At 38.6% G+C, this 18,314-nt stretch carries 19 protein-coding genes; 1 reads left to right on the top strand and 18 read right to left on the bottom strand.

Annotated features, from left to right (window positions below):
- Positions 1 to 13 precede the first annotated feature (13 nt).
- Complete coding sequence (locus PLH43_RS00845; protein WP_324359095.1) at positions 14 to 1,699, bottom strand: discoidin domain-containing protein; 1,686 nt, start codon at positions 1,697 to 1,699, stop codon at positions 14 to 16.
- Between the two features lie 517 nt (positions 1,700 to 2,216).
- On the opposite strand from PLH43_RS00845, the gene PLH43_RS00840 reads away from it, so the two are divergent.
- On the top strand, positions 2,217 to 3,992 hold the full coding sequence (locus PLH43_RS00840) for a stalk domain-containing protein (protein ID WP_324359093.1): 1,776 nt from the start codon (positions 2,217 to 2,219) through the stop codon (positions 3,990 to 3,992).
- 127 nt (positions 3,993 to 4,119) lie between these two features.
- Here the strand turns inward: PLH43_RS00840 and PLH43_RS00835 are convergent, their stop codons facing one another.
- From PLH43_RS00835 to PLH43_RS00755, 17 genes are all read right to left on the bottom strand, one after another.
- Positions 4,120 to 6,069, bottom strand: coding sequence for a glycoside hydrolase family 9 protein (locus PLH43_RS00835; protein WP_324359091.1), 1,950 nt, complete (start codon positions 6,067 to 6,069; stop codon positions 4,120 to 4,122).
- A 341-nt stretch (positions 6,070 to 6,410) separates the two neighbouring features.
- On the bottom strand, positions 6,411 to 7,199 hold the full coding sequence (locus PLH43_RS00830) for a hypothetical protein (RefSeq protein ID WP_324359089.1): 789 nt from the start codon (positions 7,197 to 7,199) through the stop codon (positions 6,411 to 6,413).
- 51 nt (positions 7,200 to 7,250) lie between these two features.
- Entirely contained in the window at positions 7,251 to 8,063 is an 813-nt protein-coding gene (locus PLH43_RS00825; protein WP_324359087.1) for a TlyA family RNA methyltransferase, read from the bottom strand.
- 50 nt (positions 8,064 to 8,113) lie between these two features.
- Positions 8,114 to 9,976 carry a 1-deoxy-D-xylulose-5-phosphate synthase gene (dxs, locus tag PLH43_RS00820; RefSeq protein ID WP_324359085.1) on the bottom strand — a complete coding sequence of 621 codons (1,863 nt, stop codon included), beginning with the start codon at positions 9,974 to 9,976 and terminating at the stop codon, positions 8,114 to 8,116.
- A gap of 105 nt (positions 9,977 to 10,081) precedes the next feature.
- Positions 10,082 to 10,717 (bottom strand): Mg2+ and Co2+ transporter CorB, encoded by a 636-nt coding sequence (locus PLH43_RS00815; protein ID WP_324359083.1) that lies wholly within the window; start codon positions 10,715 to 10,717, stop codon positions 10,082 to 10,084.
- A 570-nt stretch (positions 10,718 to 11,287) separates the two neighbouring features.
- The gene (locus PLH43_RS00810; protein WP_324359082.1) at positions 11,288 to 11,449 is read right to left on the bottom strand and encodes a hypothetical protein; all 162 of its coding nucleotides are present in this window, start codon (positions 11,447 to 11,449) and stop codon (positions 11,288 to 11,290) included.
- A gap of 147 nt (positions 11,450 to 11,596) precedes the next feature.
- Positions 11,597 to 12,043 carry a divergent PAP2 family protein gene (locus PLH43_RS00805; RefSeq protein ID WP_324359080.1) on the bottom strand — a complete coding sequence of 149 codons (447 nt, stop codon included), beginning with the start codon at positions 12,041 to 12,043 and terminating at the stop codon, positions 11,597 to 11,599.
- Positions 12,044 to 12,080: 37 nt separating this feature from the next.
- Positions 12,081 to 12,977, bottom strand: a complete 897-nt coding sequence (locus PLH43_RS00800) for a farnesyl diphosphate synthase (RefSeq protein WP_324359078.1) — start codon at positions 12,975 to 12,977, stop codon at positions 12,081 to 12,083.
- Entirely contained in the window at positions 12,958 to 13,200 is a 243-nt protein-coding gene (gene xseB / locus PLH43_RS00795) for an exodeoxyribonuclease VII small subunit (RefSeq protein ID WP_324359076.1), read from the bottom strand. The genes PLH43_RS00800 and xseB overlap by 20 nt, the downstream gene beginning before the upstream one ends.
- Before the next feature lie 32 nt (positions 13,201 to 13,232).
- A complete protein-coding gene (xseA, locus tag PLH43_RS00790) occupies positions 13,233 to 14,465 on the bottom strand; it encodes an exodeoxyribonuclease VII large subunit (protein ID WP_324359074.1) in 1,233 nt (410 codons plus the stop codon).
- A gap of 44 nt (positions 14,466 to 14,509) precedes the next feature.
- Positions 14,510 to 14,944 carry a transcription antitermination factor NusB gene (nusB, locus tag PLH43_RS00785; RefSeq protein WP_324359072.1) on the bottom strand — a complete coding sequence of 145 codons (435 nt, stop codon included), beginning with the start codon at positions 14,942 to 14,944 and terminating at the stop codon, positions 14,510 to 14,512.
- A gap of 42 nt (positions 14,945 to 14,986) precedes the next feature.
- The gene (locus PLH43_RS00780) at positions 14,987 to 15,220 is read right to left on the bottom strand and encodes a DUF2273 domain-containing protein (protein ID WP_324359070.1); all 234 of its coding nucleotides are present in this window, start codon (positions 15,218 to 15,220) and stop codon (positions 14,987 to 14,989) included.
- 13 nt (positions 15,221 to 15,233) lie between these two features.
- Positions 15,234 to 15,782, bottom strand: a complete 549-nt coding sequence (amaP, locus tag PLH43_RS00775) for an alkaline shock response membrane anchor protein AmaP (protein ID WP_324359068.1) — start codon at positions 15,780 to 15,782, stop codon at positions 15,234 to 15,236.
- A gap of 179 nt (positions 15,783 to 15,961) precedes the next feature.
- Positions 15,962 to 16,366, bottom strand: coding sequence for an Asp23/Gls24 family envelope stress response protein (locus tag PLH43_RS00770; protein WP_324359066.1), 405 nt, complete (start codon positions 16,364 to 16,366; stop codon positions 15,962 to 15,964).
- Between the two features lie 102 nt (positions 16,367 to 16,468).
- A complete protein-coding gene (locus PLH43_RS00765) occupies positions 16,469 to 17,116 on the bottom strand; it encodes a SpoIIIAH-like family protein (protein ID WP_324359064.1) in 648 nt (215 codons plus the stop codon).
- A 107-nt stretch (positions 17,117 to 17,223) separates the two neighbouring features.
- The gene (locus PLH43_RS00760) at positions 17,224 to 17,847 is read right to left on the bottom strand and encodes a stage III sporulation protein AG (protein ID WP_324359061.1); all 624 of its coding nucleotides are present in this window, start codon (positions 17,845 to 17,847) and stop codon (positions 17,224 to 17,226) included.
- Positions 17,848 to 17,857: 10 nt separating this feature from the next.
- Positions 17,858 to 18,314 (bottom strand): stage III sporulation protein AF (locus PLH43_RS00755; protein WP_324359059.1); only part of this gene is annotated, 457 nt, incomplete at its 5' end.

The raw sequence follows: 18,314 nt of genomic DNA, 5'->3' as shown, positions 1-18,314 counted from the left end.
TAATATAAATCGGTTACATAGCCGGCGGTATCGGTACTATTCTTTTATCTCCATCGGGAAATTTAAGAATTGATTTCAGTATATATCTCTTAAGCAGTGAATAATCCGTAGAGTTTACACTTCCGTTTCCGTCAGTGTCGGCTGCCGCCAGCTTTAGATCCTTAAGGGTCGCAATCCTCAATATATGCCTGTTTAATAATGTCAAGTCAGTGGAATTAATATTTCCGTCCCCGTTGATATCTCCTATCAAAATCTCAATACCCGTAGGAGTGGGCTCGGGAACTCCTCCCTTCGGATAAACTCCCAATTCAAATATCGAGTTTCCGTATTGCGTTGCTCTTTGAATACAATAGACTCTCACATATCTTCCTTTTGCATCAATGTAAATATCGTCAATATCCCCGTCCCCATTGTACTCGGTATATACATCGGTCCATGCAATTGCATCATCGGACACCTGGATTTTATACTGACGAGCATATGCTGTCTCCCATTCAATATATACCCTTTCGATTTCATATTCGTCTTCAAGGTCAACATATATATACTGATTGTCGCTGTACTCCGATGACCACCTGGTTGCTATGTTTCCGTCAACAGCTTTCTCCGGTGTGTTACCTAAACCTTGCTCTGTCGAAGATGCAAATACGGGTTTGTTTTGTGCAATACTTCCCGCGGGAATATTTATTACCGGTGGCTCTGTTGTAGGTTCTTCAAGCATTGAAGCAGGGCGAACCGCTATATTCTTTATACTGTAAGGGTCTGTTACACAAACCTCCAATCCCCATCCTCTCAATGTATCAAAAGTACCGTCGGTGGTCATATCCAGGAAAGTTTGAGGCTGGTTGCCCGGACCCCATGACCACGCCAAGTAACCTATTTCATTTTTGTAGCATTCTTCCATTATGGTTTTATAAGGAATTTTACCCATTTCGTGTTCTTCCCATTGGTGTCCGAACTCTCCTACCACAAGGGGCAGACCCATTTCAACAGATTCCTTTATTTCATCAATTACTTTCTGGTCGCTATAGCCCCACATATACGGCCACCACATATGTACTGAGAATAAAAGGTTTTTATCGGGGTCTGCATCTATAAGATACGGGCCGGTTGCCTGAAGGATATTAATATCCTTGCCCCAGTCACTGCCGTCAATCATAAGAGGAACATGGATTCCGGCTTCCCTCATTCTCTTTATGGCAGTTTCATACCCTGTTTTAAAGTCAGATTCCGATACCTGCGCCCCTACCTCATTACCGATGTTGATAATGAGATATTCCTGATGCTTCTTTAAAACTTCAAACACATCCGGTCTTACCCAGTAGTCCACAATCATCGGAAGTTTCTGCCATTCACCGGTTGCCTCATGAACCTCAATTATCGGAATCATATTATTCAAACGGCAGTTGTAAAGCAGGATATCCAGTTTTCTTGCAGGTCCGGTAATTGACCATACAAGCCTTACCGCATTTGCTCCGGTTTTCCTGATTTCAGGAAGTGCCACATCACCGTCAATGTCGCCCCAGATCGACATTTCGTTTACGCCATACAGTATCACCTTTTCACCGTATTTGTCGTACAAAAACCTCCCCTGGACTCTAAATCCCGGATAAATATCATCCGCCCCCAGTGTCATTAGCGGAAGGCTTAACGCCATAACAATAACAACCGCCAAAAGAATACACATTCTTTTTCTCATTATCATCCCTCTCCTTTTAAAATTTGTATTATTATTAAATCCTGAGCAATTTAAACAAAAGAATTACTCTGTTTTGACTCTCACAAAAAGTAACATTACTTTTTTAAGTTGTTTGCCGGGTATGAAGAAGTTTCATTTATGAAGAGTTGCTCCATGATAAATACGACTTTATTGAGGAGAATCTGCGAATATTGCTTTACTAAATAATGTCATATAAAATTATTAAAATTATGATTTCTAAATATATATTACCACATATTTCTTTCAAATAAAAGAGAAAATAATTTAATTTGTAACTTTATTTTTTTGATTTGTATCAAAGAATACACAAGTTTTTATCTTATCGTCATCCGAAAAAACATATTAATTATTATTTTTGAAAAATGGAATTAAAAATAGATTGACTTGTATTAATTTTTTTTATAGTATAATTTTGATTAGTAACGTATTTCCAAAAGCTGCTTGAATTTCTTGTTTGAAAGCATATAACATTCCAATTAAGATGGGGGCTGATTGTATGGCAAAAAAACTGTTATTTATAGTGCTGTGTGTTTTTATTTTGTGTTTTCCGACAGCTGCTCATGCAAATTCAAACATCTCAGTCATTGTAAACGGAGAAAAAATTAATTTTTCAGATCAAAAACCTTTTATTGACAGCAACTCTCGAACAATGGTGCCCATCAGATTCATTTCCGAATCCCTCGATGCCCAAGTAGACTGGATTGAAAAGGAACGCAAGGTAGTAATAAAAAAGCAAGGTGTGGAAATTTCATTGGTTGTAGGCGCAAAAACCGCCAAAGTCAATAGTAAAGAAATAAAGCTTGATACATCCTCGGTTATTGTGGGAGGAAGAACCTTTGTTCCCGTAAGGTTTATCTCGGAAGCTTTCGGCGCTACCGTGGAATGGGACGGCAAAAGCAAAGTTGTTACAATCACAACAAAATCCGCAAGCGGAAATCAAACGGAAAAAATGCCCAAATCAAGCTATTACAATGAGCTTTACAACCTCTTTACCTTGGTGCCCCAAGGTATGAAAGGCTCCAATATAGAACAGTTCGCATCCTATACCTTTAAAGCAGACGGCACTGTAACAAGCCTCGACTTTACCGAAGAAGAAGTATTTAAAGGACACCCCTATCTTGAATTGTCGAAAGGCGGGGTCATTTTTTCGCCAAGTAACCTTGAAACTGTGGAATCATACACCGTTCAAGTTTTTAAGAATGTGCCAAGAACAAACAAGCAGCTTATCGGTCAATACATATATTTTTCAGATTTAAAACCAGACAATCTTACGGTTATTGAGAAAAACGGGTTTACCTTTGTCACCACAAAGGGATTTATACCTTTTGAAATCAAAGAAACCGGCTATAAGCTAATGAGTAAAAAACTCTTTATATACAATGACAAAAATCTGTATGTCTTTTCATTCATTTATGATCCCACGGATAATAAGTATCTTACGGAAAGCATTATGGAAAATATCGTTAATTCTATTGAAATAAACGGTACCAAAATCAATCTTAAAAAATCGTCGCAACCCGGTAAAAGTGGCGAGGTTGAAGATATTTTACTTTCAAACGCCAATTATACACGGAAATTGACTGAAAAAGAAAATGAGGAACGCTTGACGAAAAAATACTTTCCTCAGGGACTGGACCTTTCAAACATGGTCAAAATCGAAGGCGGGACTTTTATCGATGATGAAGGGAAAAAAGTCACCGTAAAGCCCTTTTATGTCAGCAAAAACCTGGTAACAATCCGGGAATGGAATAGTCTCTCAAAGAATAAAATAAACATCAAAGAGTACAATTCCAAATACAATTTAAATATTAAATCCGAAAATTACCCGGCGGTATTTGAGACAGTAGAAAAGTACGGTACGGTGAATATAAAGAACAGTTTGGACCTTTACACATTCTGCAATGAGAAAAGTAAAAGTTATGGAATCAAAGAGTATTATTCCTTCGAGAAAACAAGCTACGGTACCTCCACCATCTTCGAACACAACGAAGGATTTCGGCTGCTAAGTGAAGAGGAGCTAAAATATATATTGAGAAAAACCAAATCCGAAGCTTATAAAAATAATGTAAAATCCAATACTGTTTTAGAAGTGGGTCAATCGTCAAAAAATGAGTTTGGAATTTTTGACTATGACACAAATGTTGCAGAAGTAACGGATTTTGATTTGGTACTCAAAATCAAGGACAAATCTCAAATGCTTTGTGGTTTCAGATATGCAAAGAGCATAGGAAATTCCCCACTGGATTTGGTTATGGATTTTTTCGGCAATTAATATGAGTAAATTGTACAAAGCCCTGCAGCAGCTTTTGCCGCAGGGCTTTCATTTATTTGGCCTCTTGGAATGAAATGAAAGAGGCAAAAGCGAAGGGACTCGATGTCCCGAGCTTTTATTTTACATACTATATTGGTAATTTATCAATTATTTTTAATAAATACCTTGAGATTATTGTAACATCACTGGAATTAATCTTTCCGTCACGGTTTACATCTGCGTTCTTTTTCGCCTTAGAGGAAGGTAGATCCGAAACAATTCTTAGTACATATCTTTTTAACAAAGTAAGGTCAGAGGAGTTTATTTTTCCGTCGTCATTTACATCCCCATACAATACTTCTGTTTCGGCAGGATTATAGTTAACAAATCCCGCAAGGGCATAAATCAATGCAGCATTCCAGTTTATAGCAACTTCATTGGTTTCGTAGCTGTCCTGAATATCTACCCAATTATTTGGTCCCGGCCATCCTCCGCCCACAAGATAACCCGGCCACGGCTCCCTTATTCCGTCCGCTCCGGAACGCCTGTCATGCGGATTCATAGGCGGATTTATTCCAAGTCCGGTTACATAGGACCTGTTGTAATTGTTTCTTCCAAATACATGCGCAATGGCATCAAGGGCTGCATTTACATAATCTTTTTTGGGCGAAATTTTATTCGCTACCTGAAGTATCATGGTCTGCCTTACAACCGTACCGTTACATCCCCAGTAGTACGTTGTTCCAAGGGTCCTGCCATAACCGTGCTTTTGGCTGGTCTCAACAATGAAATCTGCCGTAGCTAAGAGACTATCCTTTATTGACTGCACCAAACCAGGATTTTTGCCCGGTCTTTCTGATAAAATATAAGTAAACATACCTAAATTTCCAACATTGTCCCAGTCAAAGTCAGCCTCAATCTTTTTTGAAAATTGAGCTGCCCGGGTTTCAAAATCCCTAAGGTATTCTTCATCTCCCAGGGTCTGCCACATTTCCGCCGCTGCCCACAGCCTGTCATCGGCATCAGAACTAGTCGCATATTCTCCTGTTGAAAATCCGCTCTGATTTGCAAGGACATTTGCAGGATTTGCTTTTAAAAACTCATAGCTTACTTTTGCCGCATTTATACATTTATCCGCATATTGGGGGTCATAGGGTCTGAATATTCTTGAAGCCATGGCCATCATAGCAACAAAATCGGCAGTTGCCGCACTGCTCCAAGGCACAAAAAATCTTTCGTCATGCTCATTCTCAGGCATAATGAAGCCACCAAAGTTCCTTGTAGAAACTTTATGCGCCACCTTTCCGCTTCCGTCCGGGTATTGCATGGTAAGAAGCCAATCTATCTCATATTTTATCTCATCAAGATAATCCGGTATTGAGTTTGATTTTTCCGGAATTTCCAAAACTACAGGTTCCAACTGGTCCTTGAAATGCTCCCATGCCAAAAACATTGAACCGACAGTTATGCCGGCATTTACCACATATTTGTTGTAATCGCCTGCATCATGCCAGCCTTTTGTGCTCTCTTTGATTGTATGCTGTCCGTTTATGTAGTCAAGATAAGCATCTCTTGTGTGGCAAGCAGCATGGGAATAGTGTATTCCGTTGTAGGTGGCCGATACGCTGGTACCGCAGCGCAGTAAGTACATTCCAAGCATTGCAGTTTTAAAAGCATCTTCATATACATTCTTTGCAATTTTGAAGTTTACGCTTTTTCCTACTCCCGGCACAGCCAGATAATAGGTTCCTTCTTCAGTGACAGGTGAAAAATCAGCTATGTGAACAACTTCTTTAGTATCATTGTCATACAATGCCATTGCCGTTCCTGTATACACTATTGTTCCGTCTTCTTTAACAACATGAAAGGTTGAACAATTTGCGGCAATAGACGCCTTTTTACTGTGACTTGGTATAAAGCCTATTGAGTTTAGACGAACTCGTGAATCAAATTGATAATTCTCTGTTATTTTTTCGGCTAAAACTTCGGACTGAATCAATTCCGTAGGAAATATTCCGACCAAGCTTAGCATCACCATCGCAATGAAAAAAGACAAAACACGTTTTTTCCTTCTGTTTTTCAAATTAATTTCACTCATTTTTACCCTTCATCTCCTTATTTTATTAAATTGTAAAATATTTTTAAACTGTTCTGAAATTTACATTACAGTTTAATATTTGTTTCGGGTATTATAAATCAAGGTAAATATCAGGACATTTTAAATGCAGATAATCGCTGAAGCTTTTCACAAATATCAGATAGGAATTTTAGCATGAAACAAGAATTTATCAATTGCACCATATATTACAAGAAGTATCAAGAAAGAGCAAAAAATAAACCAGGCAGATAAAATAGAATTTCCAGCTTAATTTTATTATACCTTTAAATCCAAAATAATTCAATAACCAATAAAATATATATTAATATTCCCCTCTTATATTACTGTTTTTCTTTTGATATTACCGCTTCTTTTCCCATGTCAAACAGTATTTTAGCATCCATTTCCTCTACTTGAGACACCAATTCTGCGGCAATGCCTACCGGGTTATTCAAATCAAGAATCGGAAAATCGGTATCGAAGAATTCAAAAAGCTCATATTCAAGCTCTTCAAAGTCCATGTCGCTTAGTAAATAATCTTGTTCAATGCCAAAGAACTTGAGAAATTCATCCCTGCGTTTATTATATACGTCAATTAAGAGCTGCTTTAGTGTTTTGTGCAAATAATTGAGGGCAACTTCATCAAAATGGGAAGTGCCGTTATCAGGGTCAATATCAAGATAATTGTCGATATCATGGGTCATTAGCCCATAATCGCACATAAAATCTCCGAGTTTGTCATAATCCTCAAGATTGTACTTGCCGCAATCCTTTATTTTGCCGCTGTTTTCATCATATTCATACTTATTTTCATACAGTATTGAAAAAGCAAAGCTTTCGGCTATATCCCGGACGAACGCATCCATGTTCTCTTTGACAGCTTTTTTAAACTCAAAATAAAACCATTCATAGGTTAAAGCGGTCTTCAGCCTGTTCTCAATCATTTCAAAATCTTTCTCGTCGAGCAATTCCCGAAGCTCCTCGTCATTTAAATACATCCTTATTATAAATTTGGGATTCCTTTCAATAAGCTTTAATATCGTGTCTCTTAACTCATAGCTCTCAATAGTATGGTCAAGGATTTTTTCCCTGATTTGCTTCGGAAATTGTCTTAACAAGCCTTTTTTCATTGAGTTTAATGCCTCCCCGCATTTAATGAATTTCAAATCGGACAACCGTTTTCATAAGGACAATTCTCTGTGGGAATCATCAACAACTTTGTCCGCAAGTTCAAAAAGCTCTTCTTTATTTATACTGCCCTCTTTTTTTGACAAATAAATAAGATACTCAATATTGCCTTCCGGTCCTTTAATAGGTGAAAAGTCAAGGCCTCGGATTTTAAGCCCTGCTTCTAAGGAAAAACTAATAATATCTTTTATTACTTCCTCATGAACCTCTTTGTCCCTGACAACCCCATGTTTTCCGACCTTTTCCCGGCCGGCTTCAAATTGGGGCTTAATAAGGCACAAAAGCTCTCCGTCGTCCTTTAGCAGGCTAACTGCAACGGGAATAACCTTTTTCAGCGATATAAAAGAAACATCTATCGATGAAAAATCTGCAAGTATGCCAATATCTTCCGGTTTTACATACCTTATATTGGTTCTCTCCATGCATACAACGCGTTCATCATTCCTAAGCTCCCATGCCAGCTGCCCGTAGCCCACATCAATGGCAAAAACCTTCTTTGCTCCGTTTTTCAGCATGCAATCGGTAAAACCGCCTGTTGATGCTCCTATATCGATAGCTGTCTTCTCTTTTAAAGCAATGCCAAAAACTTTTATCGCTTTTTCAAGCTTTAGTCCGCCCCGGCTGACATAAGGATGAACGTTTTCCTTTATCGTGATAACGGAATCGACATCCACTTTTACGCCCGGCTTGTCCTCTTTTTTATCGTTTACAAATACCACTCCCGCCATTATGGAGCTCTTTGCCTTTTCCCTGCTTTCAAAAAGTCCTTTGCTAACTAATAAAACATCCAGTCTTTCCTTCTTCAAAAAAACTTCCTCCGAATATTATTGTCAAATTATATAATTTTAACCTGCTTTTATAACTTGCTTCTATTTATCAGTTTTAATACATCGTTAAAAATAGAATCGGGATCAAGCCTGTACATATGTACAAGTTCTTTGGTAGAACCATGGGGAATAAAAGCATCCGGGTATCCAAACATCTTTATCATGACGTTAATACCCTTCTGGTTTATTGTTTCCAAAACCCTACTTCCAAATCCGCCCTCAACGGTATTGTCCTCTATTGTTACAAGTCTTTTTGTCTTAAGTACGGAATTTATAACGGTATTTGCATCCAAGGGCTTAATAAACCTGCAGTAAATAACATCCGCAGACAAACCAACCTTTCCAAGCTTTTCGGCAACCTCCAAAGCAACTTCCACTTTGTTGCCCACGGCTGCAATAGTAACATCACTTCCTTCTCTTACAAGAAGGGATTGTCCCAGCTTTACGTCAGGAGTATCGAAAAGCTTTTCCTTGCCTGCACCTCTAGGATATCTTACGGCAATCGGACCGTCATGCTCCAACACGGCATACTCAAGTATCTTGGCAAGTTCATTGTAATCGCATGGTGCAAGAATAGTCATATTGGGTATATGTCTTAAGAAAGATATGTCATAAATTCCTTGATGGGTCTCCCCGTCCTCACCGACTATTCCCGCTCTGTCTATGGCAAAAACCACATGCAGATTTTGAAGTGCCACATCATGCACCACTTGGTCATAAGCCCTTTGGAGAAAAGACGAATAAAGAGCTATAACTGGTATCATTCCGTTTTTTGCAAGTCCGGCAGCAAAGGTTACTGCATGCTGTTCGGCTATACCCACATCGAAAAATCTTTCCGGAAACCTCTTTGAAAACTTGTCAAGGCCTGTCCCATGAGGCATTGCAGCGGTAAGTGCGACAACCCTTTCATCTTTCTCGGCAATTTCCACAATTTCCTTTCCAAACACATCGGAATACCCCGGAACCTTGTGGGCAATGACCTCACCGGTCTCAATCTCAAAAGGCGAGATGCCGTGAAAAACAGCAGGATTTTCTTCAGCATAGGTATAACCCCTTCCCTTTTGAGCACATACATGCACCAATACCGGACCCTTGGTATTTTTCGCCCTTGTAAGGACATTTTCCAGCTCTGCAATATTATGTCCGTCGATGGGGCCTAAATACTTAAATCCCAGTTCTTCAAACAATATTCCCGGCATTATCATGTATTTTATCGTACCTTTGACTCTGTCAAGAGCCTTGACTGCACTTTTTCCTATTGCCGGTATCTTGTTTAAAATAATGTCTATATCTTCCTTGACCTTGAAATAAAAAGGTTCTGTTCGAATCTTGCTTAAATAAACCGAGAGCCCTCCCACATTTCTGGCAATTGACATCTCATTGTCATTTAGCACAACAATAAGGTTATTAGGTGAGTTTCCGGCATCATTCAATGCCTCAAAAGCCATCCCCCCGGTAAGAGCACCGTCTCCGACAACAGCAATAACCGAATATTTTTCTTTCCTGAGATCTCTAGCCTTAGCAATACCCAATGCTGCAGATATGGAAGTACTGCTGTGCCCGGTATTAAAAGCATCGTGCTCGCTTTCTACCGACTTTGGGAAACCGGAAAGCCCTCCAAGCTTTCTTATAGAATCAAATTTATCTTTTCTTCCCGTAACAATCTTGTGAACATAGGATTGATGACCCACATCCCATATAATTTTATCCTGTGGAGTGTTAAATACCCTGTGAAGCGCAAGGGTCAACTCTACAACTCCCAAGTTGGAAGCAAGATGCCCTCCTGTCTTCGAAACCTTTTCAATAAGGAAAGACCTAATCTCGCTTGCAAGTGCCTTTAACTGCTCCAAATTCAGTTTTTTTATATCATCAGGTGAATTAATATTATTCAATATAGATTCCAACCTGGTATCATCTCTCTTTCAATTCGTTTCTTGATTATCCTCACTCATTTTATACTTCTTCATTTGATTTAACGGTTTTTAGAAACTTACCTATTATTGGCTGCGTTTCTTCTTCTTTTTCTTCTTCTTAAAACCGAATCTTCCTGTTAAAAACTTTGCCACAACCCCGACTTTATAAACAATATAATTGCAATTTTCCATCGCGATGGTTTTTCCAATGGCTTTTCCCCCTATGGTAAGGGCTGCAACAAAACCGGCAAAGCTTAGTTCCACCAAAGCGGCAGCAAAACCGCTGGCTGACTGTGAAACCTTAAAAACTATAAATGCACTTGCAGTACCGCTTATTACTCCACATATATCTCCCACCACATCATTACAAACACTCGATACTTTGTTTGCATTTCTTATAAGCCTTATGGCCTGCTTTGCACCATAATATTTTCTTGAGGCCATGGCATGGAAAGGAGATTCGTCTGCGGATGTCACTGCAATTCCGATAATATCAAAAACAATTCCTATAAGTACGATAAAAAGCACAATCAAAATCGAAAAAAAAATATTAACATCCTCAAGCAAATTAGATGATACGAATGAAAGACTTGAGGACAATATAAAAGTCAATATTGTTATAAGTACAACCCATTTGATATTTCCGTTTTTCGCTCCAAAAATATTTATGCGAAACTTCATCTTTTTTTCATTGGAAGGATGTTTATGATTGTCATCCACTAATGTCTTCCTCCTAAAGGAAAAAATAAAAGTATATCAATAAAAGCATTATAATACAGGGTGGATATATGCTGAGTAAATTTTGCGGCTTAGGTCAGGCATGATTTCCACAGAAGGTACTGAATGTCGCCAGTTCAGCGGTTTCCCTTTAAACCTTCAGCCGCTTCTTTAAAGGAAGCGGGGCCTGATTACCACTTAGTCCACACTGCAATCCCCAGCATAACTCGCTACCGAACAGTCTAGGGGCTTTCCCCGACAGTCTATCCGGTTCCTAGCCTCTTTTGCAAAATTGGTTTCAAACTGCTATAGTGTATATGTATCGGCCAATACTTCTACACCTGACCATTATCCACCAATTTCACTCAAGGCAGGCTACTCTGTTCACAACACCATAAACTGGTATCGCATAACAGGTTTAATCCCGGCTCGTAGAAGCGTTTACACATAAGCACAGTTTATAAAGCTTATAGTGTATTTTACTTCCACAAGGTCGGGTCTCCACGGTAGAGGGGTCAACGCCCGCATGCCATTGCGGATCGCCCCTAAACCTTAACTCCCAGCACCAGCCCACTACTGGGCGTAACAAGCCAGCACCAGGAACTTCATCGATGTGCCCTTCAACGGATTTTTAGGCCCGTCTTCAGAACCGGTAGTACCGACTAGAATACTGCACCACCCTGTCTTATAAGCATTTTTCCTTATTTTATTTTCAATTAATATACTTTCGGTCACAATTAAGCTCCCATGGCTTAAAATTATATCACATAAAAACAAACGTTTAAAGAATCACATTCCTTCAAAAAAACTGCTATATACACTAATAAAAGCTTTTAGTTTAATCACATCCAGTTATACGTCAAATATTTTGCTTATGCTAGCTTATGCAAAACAAAAACCCAACAGCATACCAAGCATAGCCCCTACAAAAACCTCAAACGGGGAATGCCCTATAAGCTCTTTTAAGTTTTCATCAAAATTCTTCCTGTCTTCCTCTTTTTGGGAAAATATAAGCTTGTTCAATACCTTTGCCTGCTTTCCTGCGGCTCTCCTAACTCCAGCGGCATCATACATAACAATTGCAGCCACCGCCACTGATATACCGAATTCCGCCGAATCTATTCCCTTGATTTTTCCAACCACTGTTGCAAGAGAAACAATAAATGACGAATGGGAGCTCGGCATACCGCCGGAACCGATAAACCTTGTAAAATCCAGTTTTCTTTCAACAACCACCACATTAACAACCTTTAAAAATTGTGCTATAAACCATGCAATTACGGGCACAGTAATCGTTTTATTAGACAAAATGCTATATACTAATTTCACCGGCACACCCCCGACAACCAACTAACTGATAATAGCATTAGTTTTCCCTCTCCAAAAGATAAACTGCAAGACTTCTTAAAAAATCTGCATTTTTTTCGAATTTTTCAAGGCAATGGACAGCTTTATTCGTAACATCAGACAGTATTTCTTTTGATTTTTGCAAACCGTAAATAGTGACATAGGTAGATTTATTATTGTCGGCATCACTGCCAACCTTCTTGCCAAGTTTTTCAGTATTGCCTTCCACATCCAGTATGTCATCCTTTATCTGGAATGCCAAACCGAGATATTCGGAAAATTCATCTAATCTTTTTATATCTTCCTCACAAGCTCCGCACAGTACACCTGCCGCCACCACCGGTGCCTTTATCAACGCACCGGTTTTCAATCTGTGCATACGATTGAGAATCTCGGTATCCACTTGCTTTCCTTCAGATTCAAGGTCAATAACCTGACCTGAAATCATGCCGTTTGCTCCTGAAGCCTTTGCAATTATCGCTGCCGCTCTTGCCTTTTTCTCATTGGCACCGCTTTTTATTATACTCTCCAGCATAGTTTCAAATGCCAAGTTTAAAAGTCCGTCTCCTGCAAGTATTGCCAATGCCTCGCCATACACCTTGTGGTTTGTAGGCCTGCCTCTCCTAAAGTCATCATTGTCCATTGCCGGAAGGTCATCATGTATCAGAGAATATGTATGAATCATTTCAACAGCACATGCAAAAGGAAGCACTTCTTCCAAATCTCCCCCCAGCATATCGCATACTGCAAGGGCAAGAACCGGACGAAGTCTTTTTCCGCCTGCCATAAGACTGTATCTCATTGCACTGTACAAATTCTTCTCCGGAAGCTCTTTCTCAGTAACACACCTGTCAAGATATTCATTTATTATATTGACGTACTTTTCAAGTTGTTGTTTAAAGTCCATCCTTGTCATCACCCATCTTAATAAAATCTTCTTCCCTTATATCCCCATTTTCGTCTTCAATCAGGATAGACACTCTCTTTTCCATATCGTCAAGCATTTTTCCAAGGTCTTTTGACAGTATCATTCCTTTTTGAAACATTTCAATGGATTCATCCAAAGACAACTCCCCTTTTTCAAGTTGCCTTACAATTTCCTCAAGCTCTTTCAACGATTCTTCAAAACTCTTTTTCATTGCAGCTACCTGCCTTTCTGTGAGGCGAAAATTTATTTATATATTACCTTATCCTTTACCGTACAGTAAAGCTTGCCATCTTCCAAACTTACTTCAATTCCGTCTCCAGCATCAACATCGCCGACGGATTTTACAACAGTCCCATCTTCTTCGGACTTTATAATGCCATACCCTCTTGATAATACAGTAAGGGGACTTAATGCGTCAAGTTTTCCTATCAAAAATCCAACCTTCGCTTTAGACCTCTCAATGGATGCAAGCATGCTTTTTTTCAAATCCCTGTTTAAAATATCAAGCTTCATTCTTTCCTGATATATCCTGTCATAAGGCTGCCTGAAAACCGGCGAATCGGTAAGTCTTGTAAGCTTATCTCTTTTTTGCTTCACATTTCTTAAAAGAGCGCTCACAAGCCTTAGATTAAGCTCCCCAATCCTATTTATGATAGCAAGCTTTTCCGGCATAACCAACTCGGCAGCTGTTGAAGGGGTGGGCGCCCTTAAATCTGCAACAAAATCCGCTATTGTATAATCTGTCTCATGCCCTACGGCCGATATTACCGGTATTGCAGAATTAAATATGCTCCTTGCCACTATTTCCTCGTTAAACGGCCACAATTCCTCTAAGGACCCGCCTCCTCTGGCAAGGATAATAACATCAACACCACCGATTTCATTTAATTTATTTATCGCATGGCTTATTTCCAAAGAAGCGGTTTCACCCTGAACCCTGACAGGAAATATCTTTATATATGAATTATAGAACCGTCTGTCCAAAATATTCATAATATCTCTGATAACCGAGCCGGTGGCCGACGTGACCACTCCTATGGACTTTGGCATAAACGGAATCTTTTTCTTATGCTGAGAATCAAAAAGACCTTCATCTGAAAGCTTCTTCTTTAGCTGCTCAAAAGCAATATAGAGATTGCCAATACCGTCATTTTGCATTTCCTCTGCATAGAGCTGATACTGTCCATCCCTTTCAAATACCGAAACATAACCCCTTATTATTACTTTCATTCCGTTTTGAGGCATAAATTTAAGGCGTAAGTTATGTGTTCTGAACATTACACATTTGAGCAGGCCATTTTCATCCTTAAGGGTAAAATACATATGTCCTGAAGAATGATTTTTAAAATTCGATATTTCTCCTCTAACCCAAAGATTTGACAGGATCAGATCCCTTGACATGATCTCTTTGATATATCTGTTAACTTCTGAAACTGTTAATATGTTGTCACAATTGTTGCCCGGAAGTTCGCCCATGGTTCTTCACCTTGAATATTATTCTAAAAATACCGTTTTCCATCCTATCCCTCGTCTTCTCCCTTTCCGTCTACAGGTAATAATTTTACTTTAACAACTTTTCCTAAAATACCGTTTATAAAAGAACCGCTTTCTTCACCGCTGTAATTTTTCGCAAGCTCTACAGCTTCATTGATGGACACTGTAAACGGTATGTCCTCTCTATGGCATATTTCATACACAGCAAGTCTTAAAATTGCAAGGTCTACTTTGGAGATTCTCGACAGTTTCCATCCTTTCGAATACTTTTCAATAGTTCTGTCTATCTCCTCTTTATGGTTAAAAACTCCTGTAACAACATCCAGTATATATTCCCTGTCATTGTCGTTCAAATCGTATTGCTGGAAGGTGTTGTTTATCTGCTCCTCTTTTGAGTCTTTTTGTATTTCAAGTTGATATAAAAGCTTCATGGCAATCTCCCTGGATGCTCTTCTTCCCATTAACTCTTTCCTCCTAAAAATCCTTTACAATTTATTGCATAATTATCTATATGTACCCGGCGGTAAAATCCTGTCTAAAAGATTTTTCAAATAGTCCTTGTCCTGAGTGACCTTTTTCCCGATATAATAGCCTATTGCAACACATATTGCAATAAACACCGTCTGGAAGAAACCTATAATCAGAATACAGACAGCAAAAATAAATCCCGTGAGTGCTCCATTTATCTCTCCATAATGAGATTTGTAAAATTCAATTAACTTTTCTTTGTTTGTCATAACAAAACCTCCATCACTCAACTCTGGATCTGTAACCGGTATATGTATTTTCCACCGATACTTTTACTTCATTTACTCCAATACCGGTAGTTTCTTCAACAGACTTCTTAACCTTCATCTGAATATCTTCAAGAAGGGCAGGAATATTTATATCCGGCATCACTATTGTCTTTATAAATATCACGACATTTTCACCTTGCTTTTTCACATAAGCCTTGTTGTCCTTAACACCCCCAAGTTTTCTTGAAGCAGCAAGTGCAATGCTTTCGATTGTATTTAATGATATTCTTGTCTCTCCAACATTATTATATTTGCTGATATATTTTTTATCCTTGTCACTTTTTACTCCCGATAATAGAAACATGAGACTTAAGCCAAAAAAGACAAGCTCAATGATAAAGAGCAAAACAGTCAAACCCCGGTCCGCCAAAACATTTGTCATAAGAAACGACAAAGAACTGTCAAGCATTTCAGGTTTTAATGTGAAAACCATTGTTATTAAGGAAATGACCGTCAGGCAAAATGCATAAAAAGCCAACAAACACCTGAAAATAATGTTCATATATCACAAATCACCTCTTTTGTTTTATCTTCTGTTAACTATATTAAATCCAAATTACACATTTTACTTGCATACCAGTCCAAATGCAAAATTATATATACATTATATTTCATTTTACCAAAAAAATAAACCCTCACGGGTTATTAATTTAATTTTTTCCCAAATACATATTTTCAATGCTATCTTACCCTAACCTGTTCCTCGTCCGAATCCTTCTTATGTTCCTTTTCAATGTTTACACCTTGAATATGGATATTTACTTCAACCACATCAAGGCCCGTCATTGTCTCGATAGCCTTTTTAACTCTTTCCTGTATGTTCCAGGATACTTCCGGTATTCTGCACCCGTATTCAACAATTATATATAAATCTATGGCAGCTTCCTTGTCTCCAACCTCAACCTTTACTCCTTTAGAAAGGTTCTTCCTTCCCAACATTTCAGCGATTCCACCGGCAATTCCGCCACTCATGCCGGCTACTCCCGGAACCTCCATTGCAGCAATGCCGGCAATAATAGCTACAACCTCTTCTGAAATTTTTAGTGTTCCTCTGTCGGCAGAGCTCCCCTGACCTGCATCTCCCACTTAGAAATACCTCCTTTGCTGCAATCTAACCGTTAGGTTTTACCAACATCAAATATTATAACACCATGACATTATATTATCAACTTTGCAAAACACAAATTTTTAGAACTTATTGCTTACATGAACATCGGATATATCCACTCCAGCTTGCCTTGAAGCTATTTCTGCAATCTGAGCCACCTCTACCGACGAAATGCTTGGAGCTTTTACCACAACATCCACACTTCCGTCATCTCCAAAGAATACCACTACATCGCTGAAGCCTTTATTTTTTATCAATGTTTCAATTCTCATTTCTTTATCGGAATTGTCCAAAAGCGTCAGCATTTTTTCATATGCCTGGGCTTTTTGCTCCTCTGTAGCATTCTCGTCATTGGTGATCTTCTCTAATTCTTCTCTGTCTCTTGCCCTTGTTACATCTTTATCCATTTTAGCCTGGGCAAAAAATTCATTTGCTTCTTTTGAAGCCTGAACAGCCTTGTTTTCCTGCTTGCTTTTTTCCTTTTTGTCTTCCTCCCTCTTTTCCTCCTTCTTATCATCTTTCTTTTCATCGTCCAAAACCATTGTGTTATCCACATATAATGCTTCGCCCAAGCGTTCCGTTTCATCGTCAAATTCACTTACCGATATGTCATCCGAATCGTTTACGGACATACCGCTTTTATTGTAGCTGTACTGCAAATATCCTGCTACAACAATCATAAGAATCAAAGATAATACAACAATTTGCTTTCTTTTCAAAACCATCATTTAAGAATCCCCCTTTATGACATATGATTTATAGTAAACTTTTTTTCAGTAAATATATATTATATTTCCATACATTTTATATCTATAATAAACCGCATTTTTAAATTTTATTTTCTCCCTTCCACAACCTGAATCTTGTGAGCGGGAATATCAAGCAAAACTTTGACCGAGTGAATAAGATTCTCTCTCACTGTCGCATCCGATGCACCTTCCGCGACCACCAGGACCCCCTTCACCTCCGGCATAAGTTCCTTTGTTATAATAGGCTTTTTTACACCTTTTTCATTTTCCTCATACACAATGCTGCTTTCATAACTGTTTTGAACAGCCCTTCGCGTACCTCCCGAACTATCCCTTTCATCCGTGCTGTTATCACTTCTCTTCACATCCGTATAAGGGACTATCTCTTTTCCCGAGGCGTAGGTAATCATTACACTGACTTTGCCCACACCCTGAATTTTCCCTAATATATTCTCTATGTCTTTTTCCAGCTGAGATTTTCCATCGTCAGCATCCACATTTAAAACCTCACGGGTACTTGCCGTATCTTCATTTTTTATGCCTTTGCCTTCGTCTTTTTTCTTGTCATTGCCTCCAAACAGAGTGCCTCCGGCTATTATTACAATCATACCGATTATAATAAGTATGACCAGATTCTCGCCCCATTTGTTGTTCTTATCCTTATCCAGCATGTTTTTAAAACGCTCTATTGTTTCTTTTATTTTACCCATTTTATCCTCCTTAATCCTCCATAAGAGAAATCACAATATCCTCTTTCGGTACATCTAAAAGTCTTGTTACTTTATCCGTAAGCTCAAGTCTTATTTTTTCATCAAGCTGTTTTTCGTGTGGCTTTGTATCATCCTCGGTATTTCCAAGGTCAATCTCCACTTTCTTTACACTCAAAACATTCTTTACTTGCTCGTTATCATTTTCCAAAGACAGATACAAATAAACCTTTTTCACTTCTCCGAATCTTTCCGATGTATAGTCTTCATTGATTATGATATCCGCTTGTGCCTCTTTAATCCCCTTTGTATCCTTAGTTATCAACTTAAGCTGAGCTATAATCTTTTCTCTGTATACGTTTGTTATCTGTCTTATTTGTTTTTCTTCCAAAACTTCTTTGTTTACCATCACCTCCTTTTTATCTATGTAATTACTTCCGGCCATATGAAACTCCGTAAGATCAATTCCA

Origin of the sequence: Acetivibrio sp. (assembly GCF_035371925.1) — a bacterium.
Lineage (GTDB): Bacteria > Bacillota > Clostridia > Acetivibrionales > Acetivibrionaceae > Hungateiclostridium.
The sequence above is the reverse complement of the archived record's forward strand: the minus strand, read 5'-3'. Positions and strand labels throughout refer to the sequence as shown.

Coding starts and splice junctions, on each gene's coding strand:
- PLH43_RS00845 (WP_324359095.1), bottom strand. CDS start 1,699: ATGAGAAAAAGAATGTGTATTCTTTTGGCGGTTGTTATTGTTATGGCG.
- PLH43_RS00840 (WP_324359093.1), top strand. CDS start 2,217: ATGGCAAAAAAACTGTTATTTATAGTGCTGTGTGTTTTTATTTTGTGT.
- PLH43_RS00835 (WP_324359091.1), bottom strand. CDS start 6,069: ATGAGTGAAATTAATTTGAAAAACAGAAGGAAAAAACGTGTTTTGTCT.
- PLH43_RS00830 (WP_324359089.1), bottom strand. CDS start 7,199: ATGAAAAAAGGCTTGTTAAGACAATTTCCGAAGCAAATCAGGGAAAAA.
- PLH43_RS00800 (WP_324359078.1), bottom strand. CDS start 12,977: ATGACAAGGATGGACTTTAAACAACAACTTGAAAAGTACGTCAATATA.
- xseB (WP_324359076.1), bottom strand. CDS start 13,200: ATGAAAAAGAGTTTTGAAGAATCGTTGAAAGAGCTTGAGGAAATTGTA.
- xseA (WP_324359074.1), bottom strand. CDS start 14,465: ATGGGCGAACTTCCGGGCAACAATTGTGACAACATATTAACAGTTTCA.
- nusB (WP_324359072.1), bottom strand. CDS start 14,944: ATGGGAAGAAGAGCATCCAGGGAGATTGCCATGAAGCTTTTATATCAA.
- PLH43_RS00780 (WP_324359070.1), bottom strand. CDS start 15,220: ATGACAAACAAAGAAAAGTTAATTGAATTTTACAAATCTCATTATGGA.
- amaP (WP_324359068.1), bottom strand. CDS start 15,782: ATGAACATTATTTTCAGGTGTTTGTTGGCTTTTTATGCATTTTGCCTG.
- PLH43_RS00765 (WP_324359064.1), bottom strand. CDS start 17,116: ATGATGGTTTTGAAAAGAAAGCAAATTGTTGTATTATCTTTGATTCTT.
- PLH43_RS00760 (WP_324359061.1), bottom strand. CDS start 17,847: ATGGGTAAAATAAAAGAAACAATAGAGCGTTTTAAAAACATGCTGGAT.